The 7,846-nt window shown below is 63.4% G+C and carries 3 protein-coding genes; 2 read left to right on the top strand and 1 reads right to left on the bottom strand.

Features of this window, described 5'->3' with window-relative positions:
- The first annotated feature begins 356 nt into the window (after positions 1-356).
- On the top strand, positions 357-2,726 hold the full coding sequence (locus EN964_RS17360; protein ID WP_127270072.1) for a DUF1989 domain-containing protein: 2,370 nt from the start codon (positions 357-359) through the stop codon (positions 2,724-2,726).
- 385 nt (positions 2,727-3,111) lie between these two features.
- Positions 3,112-4,821, top strand: a complete 1,710-nt coding sequence (locus EN964_RS17355) for an APC family permease (RefSeq protein ID WP_127270074.1) — start codon at positions 3,112-3,114, stop codon at positions 4,819-4,821.
- Positions 4,822-4,889: 68 nt separating this feature from the next.
- On the opposite strand, the gene EN964_RS17350 is transcribed toward EN964_RS17355, so the two are convergent.
- Positions 4,890-7,846 (bottom strand): efflux RND transporter permease subunit (locus EN964_RS17350; protein WP_164775857.1); only part of this gene is annotated, 2,957 nt, incomplete at its 5' end.

Genomic DNA, 7,846 nt, shown 5'->3' with positions numbered 1-7,846 from the left:
GAGTTCGCCAATGCAACTTGACACCACAGATAGTCGCCCATTGCCCTGCCGGGCATTTCTCCCAGTAAACGGGGAGAAAGAAGCTGGACCGCAAAGCCGGCACTTTTTTGCACCGTTGGCGATTGGCGAAACCGATGAGGACAGCGTCCTTCGCCCCGTTCACGGGGAGAAGATGCCGGCAGGCAGATGAGGGGCAGCGCCGACGCTCCGAAGGCGAGGCGGAGTGGCGAGTTCAAGCCCGAGCGATTGCACCGACGGTCAAGCTCCGCCTTGCCAAACCCAACCAGGCTGCCTATTCTTACCGCTAAAATAATTTCACACACAGGCAAACTTGTTTCTCGAACCGCAAGGCTGAAATGAGCCAGTCGCCCTACCCCGCAATTGCTGCCGGACCGCCGCGGCCGAGCCTCATCCTGAGGCCCGGCCAGATCGCGCTGCCGCCGGGCATGGAGCGTTATACGATCCATGGCAATGGCGCGGTGCTCATCGATATCGAGGCCGGCGACACGATCACCGTGCGCAATGTCGAGGGCGGCCAGGCCTGCGAGTTGCTGGCTTGGGACAGGAGCGGCGCGACCGATCCCGGCATTTTTGGTGAAGCATCGAACAGCAACGCTGCCGGCATCAAGGCGCTGCTCATAGAGGGTGACGACAGTCTCGCCTCGCTGCGAGGCGGGCTCGCGCGCCGGCAGGTGCAGCTTGACCATGCCAAGGCCGTGCGGGTGTTCGGCGCCACTACGCCTGCCGGTACAGAACAAACATTCACGGTCACGCGTGACGGCTCGCTGATCATCGCCGCGCCCGGTGGACCGATGCTGGTCGATGGCCACGACACGGCGACGCCGCTGACTGCCATCGTTCGCCGCGCCACGATCCGCCCGGCGGCGAAATCGCTACTGGCCGATCCGCTGGCCGACCCGGTGCTCGATTTGCGTGTCCATTCGGCGACGGCGGAGGCCTATTTCGTCAAGGCCGGCGACTATCTCCAGATCATCGATGTCGACGGGCGCCAGTGCACCGATTTCCAGTGCTTTTCGGCGCGCAAGCTGGACAGGGGACTGGATCATCCGCTCGACGTGACGACGACGCGCACGCTGATGGGTGCAAGCTACCCGATGCCCGGCCTGCATTCCAAATACTACGACCAGGACATGGAGCCGCTGGTCGAGGTTATCCAGGACACATGCGGCCGGCACGACGCCTTCGCGCTCGCCTGCGCGGCCAAATATTACGACGACATCGGCTATCCCGGCCACACCAACTGCTCGGAGAATTTCAACGGCGCTCTGGCCGGCAAGGGCGTCAATCCCCGCGCGGGCTGGATGGCGATCAACTTCTTCTTCAACACGGCGATCGACGCGCATGGCGTCATGGTGTCCGACGAGCCGTGGTCGCGGGCGGGTGACTATGTGCTGCTCAGGGCGCTCACCGACATCGTCTGCGTGTCCTCCGCCTGCCCCGACGACACGACGCCGGCCAATGGCTGGAACCCGACCGACATCCATGTGCGGACCTATTCCGGCCAGCACAAATTCTCGCGAGCGATCGCCAGACGCATGACGCCCGATTCGGAACCGAAAATGACCCGCGAGACAGCTTTTCATTCGAGCTTTGCCAAGCACACCCGCAACTTCGGCGAGTACAGGGGCTATTGGCTCGCCAATTCCTTCGCCAAGGACGGGCCGATCGCGGAATACTGGGCCTGCCGGCAGGACGCGGTGATCATGGACCTGTCGCCGCTGCGCAAGTTCGAGGTTACCGGCCCGGATTCCGAGGCGCTGCTGCAATACACGCTGACCCGCGACGTCAAGAAGCTTGGCGTCGGCCAGGTGGTCTATTCGGCCATGTGCTACGAGCATGGCGGCATGATCGACGACGGCACCCTGCTGCGGCTCGGCAAGGACAATTTCCGCTGGGTCGGCGGTGACGATCTGTCCGGCGAATGGCTGCGCGAGACGGCGACGAAGCTCGGCCTCAACGTGCTGGTGCGCTCGTCGACCGACCAGATGCACAACGTCGCCGTCCAGGGTCCGAAGAGCCGCGACATCCTGCGAGAAGTGATCTGGACTTCGCCATTGCAGCCGTCGATCGACGAGCTCGAATGGTTCCGCTTCGCCGTCGCCCGCATTGGTGGCGGCAACGGCATTCCGGTCGTCGTCTCGCGCACCGGCTATACCGGCGAACTCGGCTACGAGATCTGGTGCCATCCGCGCGACGCCGAAAAGGTGTTCGACGCCATCTGGGAAGCCGGCCAGCCGCATGGGCTGAAGCCGATGGGGCTGCAGGCGCTGGACATGGTGCGCATCGAGGCCGGGCTGATCTTCGCCGGCTACGAATTCTCCGACCAGACCGATCCGTTCGAGGCCGGCATCGGCTTCACCGTGCCGCTGAAGAGCAAGACCGACGATTTCATCGGCCGCGAGGCGCTGATCCGCCGCAAGGAGCACCCGCAGACGAAGCTGGTCGGCCTCGACATCGACGCCAATGTCGACGTCGGCCATGGCGATTGCGTGCATGTCGGCCGCGCCCAGATCGGCGTGGTCACGTCGGGCATGCGCTCGCCGGTGTTGAACAAGACCGTCGCGCTGGCCAGGCTCGACGTCACCCATTCGGCTGTCGGTACCGAGGTCGAGATCGGCAAGCTCGACGGCCATGCCAAACGGCTGCTGGCGCGCGTCGTCGCCTTCGCCCACTACGATCCGCAAAAGATCAAACCACGCTCCTGACGGCCTTCCTCCGAAGACAGTGAGGCCGTGCTGGCAGCCTGATAGGAATTTTTTCTTGACCTGCTGAGGGCAGCTATGCTACATATTCGTCCATGGTGCTGATTTGCGCCGGGACCCGCCTCCGGCGGGTTTTTCGTTTCCAGACCCCTGGTCCTTTTCCGAACAATCCTGCCCGCCAGTGTGAAGCTGACATGTTTCGCAAGCGTGATGTGCACGGCGCGACAATTCGCTTGACGTGAAAGCGCGCCGGATCAATCTTCACTCCTAAGAAAAAAATACGACTGAGTGGAAACACCAGCAGTCGATCAATGCATGCGTCGATGGTGAGCCTAGCGAAGCCGCGGCGGTCACGAACGGGGAACATCAAAATGGGGAACAGAGACATATGAGCACGATAACGACTGTCCTGGAGCCGCTTGCCGAAGGCAAGTTGCACCGAAATATCGACTGGCGCGGCGCCTTCTGGGTGGCGAGCGGCGTGCCTGCCCTCGTCCTGTTCTCGATCGGCGGCATTGCCGGCACGACCGGCACGCTGGCCTTCGCGATCTGGATCTTCTCCATGATCATGGGCTTCCTGCAATCCTTCACCTATGCCGAAATCGCCGGCCTGTTTCCGAACAAGTCGGGCGGCGCGTCGATCTACGGCGCCACCGCTTGGCTGCGCTATTCCAAGTTCATCGCGCCGCTGTCGGTCTGGTGCAACTGGTTCGCCTGGTCGCCGGTGCTGTCGCTCGGCTGCTCGATCGCCGCAGCTTATATCCTCAACGCGTTGGCGCCGGTGCCGCTGTTCACCGATGCCTCGCCCGAAGTCGTCGCCTATATCGCCGCGCATGCCGGGACGAGTGCTGCCGACGCCATCACGGCGGTGACCACCGCGGCAACGCCGGTGATCCGCAACTGGACGCTCTACAGCCACACGCTGGGGCCGGTCTCGTTCACCCTCAACGCGACCTTCTTCATCGGCGCGGTGCTGATGCTGATCATCTTCGCCATCCAGCATCGCGGCATCCTCGGCACTGCCAACGTGCAGAAATATATCGGCCTGCTGGTCATCATCCCGATGCTGATCGTCGGCGTCGTGCCGATCGTCACCGGCCAGATCAACTGGGCGAATTTTTCGCCGCTGGTGCCGCTGGCGGCAGCCTACGCGCCCGAGCCCGGCGCCTGGAACATTGCCGGCTGGACGCTGGTGCTTGGCGGCATGTTCATCGCCGCCTGGTCGACCTACGGCTTCGAGACCGCCGTCTGCTACACCTCGGAGTTCAAGAACCCGGGCACCGACACGTTCAAGGCCATCTTCTATTCCGGCCTTTTGTGCATGCTGCTGTTCATCCTGGTGCCGTTCACCTTCCAGGGCGTGCTTGGCCTCAACGGCATGCTGGCGACACCGATCGTCGACGGCTCCGGTGTCGCCGACGCGCTGGCCGGCATGGTCGGCGGCGGGGCGCTGATCCACAGCCTCTTGGTGATGCTGATGATCCTGGCTCTGGTTCTGTGCATCATGACGGCCATGGCCGGCTCTTCACGCACGCTCTACCAGGGCTCGGTCGATGGCTGGCTGCCGCGCTATCTCAGCCATGTCAACGAACATGGCGCGCCGACGCGGGCAATGTGGACCGATCTCGTCTTCAACCTGATCGTGCTGGCCATCGCCTCTGCCGACGCGACGAGCTTCTTCTTCATCCTCGCCGTGTCGAACTGCGGCTATATCATCTTCAACTTCCTCAACCTCAATGCCGGCTGGATCCACCGCATCGACAACGGCCATATCGCCCGGCCTTGGAAAGCACCGAGCTGGTTGCTCGGCGTCGGCGCGATCTTCGCCTATGTCAACATGATCTTCATGGGCGCGGGAGCCAAAGTTTGGAACCCGATGGCGCTGTGGGCCGGCCTGATCACGGCAGCCCTGATCATCCCGGTGTTCTGCTTCCGCCATTACATCCAGGACAAGGGCAAGTTCCCCGACCACATGCTGGCCGATCTCGGCATGACGGGGGCCGACCTCTCGGTCAAAAAGGCGGGCATACTGCCCTACCTGACCCTGGTCGCCGGCGTGGTGGTGATGCTGCTCGCCAACTGGTTCTTCGTCATCTGACCTCGTAAAAGTGAAAAGGATCGGGCGCGCTTCGGCGCGCCCGATCCTTTTCGACTGGCGTGATCGGTCTATTCGGCGGCCAGCGCCAGTTGCGGCTTTTCGGCTTCCTGGCTCAGTTCCAGATCGTCGGTCCGCCCCTCCGCCCCGCGCTTCTTCGGCTCCCGGCCGAAGAACAGGGCGTAGCCGGCAGGCAGGACCAGGATGGTCAGCACCGTGGCAACGAGGATGCCGCCCATCATGGCGTAGGCGAGCGGACCCCAGAAGACGCCGCGCGAGATCGGGATCAGCGCCAGCACCGCCGTCAGCGCCGTCAGCGTGATCGGCCGGAAACGGCGAACGGCCGAACCGATGATCGCCTCGTAGCGGTCCATGCCCGCGGCGATGTCCTGGTCGATCTGGTCGACCAGGATGATCGAGTTGCGCATGATGATGCCGAGCAGCGCGATGACGCCGAGAATGGCGACAAAGCCGAACGGCGCGCCGCTGATCAAGAGTGCCGCGGCAGCACCGATAATGCCAAGCGGACCGGTCGCCAGCACCAGCATCGCCTTGCCGAAGTTCTGCAGCTGGATCATCAAAAGCACGACGATGACGGCCAGCATGATCGGCGCCTTGGCGGCGATCGAAGCCTGGCTTTCCGCCGAATCCTCCGCACCGCCCTGGATCTCGACCTTGTAACCTGGCGCCAATCCGTCACGCAGGCCCTGCATATCCTTGTACAGTTTGGTGACGACGTCATTGGACTGCACGCCGTCGGGCAGCGTTGCCCGCACACTGATGGTCGGCAGACGGTCGCGGCGCCACTCGATGCCTTGCTCCAGCACCGGCACCACCTTGGCAACCTGCGACAGCGGCACGAAGCCACCGAAGTCGGTCGGGATATAGACCGAGTCGACCGAGGACAGCAGGCTGCGGCTGGCATCCGGCTCGCGGGCGACGATGGACACCGTCTCCTCGCCGTCGCGGAAGTCGTCGAGCGGCGCGCCGGACATCGCCGCCTGCAGCATCTGGCGGATGCGCTGCGAGGTGACGCCGAGTGCGCGGGCACGATCCTGATCGATGACCAGCTTCATCGCCGGAACCGGCTCCAGCCAGTCATCATGCACGGCGCCAAGCAGCGGATCCTCACGGAACTTCGCCTTCACCTGGTCGGCGATGCGGCGCACCTCCTGGCGATCCGGCCCCATGACGCGCATCTGCACCGGCCAGCCGGTCGGCGGGCCGAGGAACAGACGATCGACCTTGGCACGGATGGATGGGAAGTCTTCAGCCAGAACGGTGCGCAACTTGACGATCAGCCGTTCGCGGGCCGGTTCGTCATTGGCCATGACGAGCAGCTGGGCAAAGTTGGGGTTGCTCAGCTGCTGGTCCAGCGGCAGGAAGAAGCGCGGCGCGCCTTCGCCGATATAGGTGGCGATGAAACGCTTGTCCTTGTCGTCCATCATCTTGGTTTCGAGCGCCTTGGCCTGCGCCTCGACTTCCTTGATGCTGGTGCCTTCCGGCAGCCAAAGGTCGACGAGGATTTCCGGCCGCGACGATTGCGGGAAGAAGTTCTGCGGAATGAACTGGAAAGCCCACAGGCTGGTGCCGAAGGTGACCAGCGTCATCACCAGGACGATGATGCGATGGCGCACGGCCCAGCTGACGGTAGCACGAAGCCGGCGGTAGAAACGCGTGTCGAAGACATCGTGATGGCTGCCGGCATGCTTGCGCTGCTTGAGGATCATGTTGCCGAGCCATGGCGTGAAATAGACCGCGACGAACCAGGAGACGATCAGCGCGATGCCGACGACATAGAACAGGGTGCGGACATATTCGCCGGCGGTCGAGGCCGCGAAGCCGACCGGAATGAAGCCGGCTGTGGTGATCAGCGTGCCGGTCAGCATCGGGAAGGCGGTCGAGGAATAGGCAAAACTCGCCGCCTCGACCTTGACCATCCCCTCCTCCAGCTTGCGCTCCATCATCTCGACGACGATCATCGCGTCGTCGACCAGAAGACCGAGCGCGATGATCAGCGCGCCGAGCGAGATGCGCTGCAGGTCGATGCCGAGTTCGTACATGATGGCGAAGGTCGCAGCCAGCACCAGCGGGATGGCGATGGCGATGACCAGGCCAGAACGCCAGCCTATCGACAGGAACGAGACGACGAGCACGATCAGCAACGCTTCGCCGAGCGCATGCATGAACTCGGCCACCGCATCGGTGACGACGCCCGGCTGGTCGGAGATCTGGTCGACCGCAACGCCGTAGGGCAGCGCCTCTTCGAAGCGCTTGTAGGTGGCCTCGACATCCTTGCCGACGTCGGTAACCTTGAAGCCCTTGGCCATGACGACGCCCAACTGCACGCTGTCGTGACCGTTGAAGCGGTATTTGCGCTGGAACGGATCTTCCAGCCCCGAGGTCACCGTGGCGATGTCGCCCAGCCTTGTGACCTGGCCGCCGGCGCGCAGGCGCAGGTTCCGGATATCCTCGACCTTGCCGACATCGCCCTCGACGGAGATGCGTACCGAGTTGGTGCCGGTATCGACGGAGCCGGCCGGGTCGACATTGTTCTGTCCCTTGATCGCATTCTGCAGATCGGTCAGCGTCAGGCCGCGTTCGGCCAGGGCCTTGGACGAGACGTCGACATAGAGCTTTTCCGGCTGGTCGCCGATGATGACGGCCTTCTCGACGCCGGGCGTCGTCAAAAGCATGTCGCGCGCCTGGATGGCGAACTTCTTCAGTTCGGGATAGCTGAAGCCGTCGCCGCTGATCGAATGCAAGGTGATGAAGGTGTCGCCGAACTCGTCGTTGAAATACGGGCCGAGCAGGCCCTGCGGCAGGTCGCCCTGGATATCGCCCACCTTCTTGCGCACCTGGTAGAACGCGTCGGTCACCTCGGCGGTGTTGGTGTCGCCCTTGATCTGCACGGTGATGATGGCGCTGCCGGCGCGGGTGAAGGAGCGCACGAAATCGAGATGCGGCGTTTCCTGCAGCTTGCGTTCGATCTTGTTGACGACCTGGTCTTCCATCTCCTTGATCGAGG

Origin of the sequence: Mesorhizobium sp. M7A.F.Ca.CA.001.10.2.1 (assembly GCF_003998575.1) — a bacterium.
GTDB lineage: Bacteria > Pseudomonadota > Alphaproteobacteria > Rhizobiales > Rhizobiaceae > Mesorhizobium.
This window is presented reverse-complemented; position numbering and strand designations above follow the sequence as displayed.